At 41.0% G+C, this 378-nt stretch carries 1 pseudogene; it reads right to left on the bottom strand.

Annotated features, from left to right (window positions below):
- Window positions 1-378: pseudogene (locus ACY2RS_RS15510) on the bottom strand (T9SS type B sorting domain-containing protein); the annotation flags it as partial.

The following is a 378-nucleotide window of genomic DNA, read 5'->3' as shown; positions in this document are numbered from 1 at the left end:
ATCTCTACACGCAGCTCTAAAGTCGTCTCACTCTCACAATCATTGTTCGTATCACGTACCGTAATATAAATCGTTTGAGGGTTTACCGTATTGGTAAAGGCTATTGGATTGACAATAGCACTGGTCATTGCCATATCGGTAAAGTACGTCACCACGTAAGGACCTCCTGTGAGACCTTGTAATATATCGGGCTCTGCATCGGTTAAATTAAACAAGGCAATACCATCTCCATCGGTATCACAGACAATCAAAGGCTGAGGATCTGTAATCTGTGGACGCTCCTCTACTAATAGATGAAGTGTCGTGGTGTTATAACAGCCTGTTGCTACATCTTGTAAACGAACATAAATAATCTGATCAAAAGGAACTTCATTATCA

Source organism: Patiriisocius sp. 208BN25-11, assembly GCF_058147145.1.
Note: the sequence above shows the minus strand (reverse complement) of the source record. Positions and strands in the feature narration are given on the sequence as shown.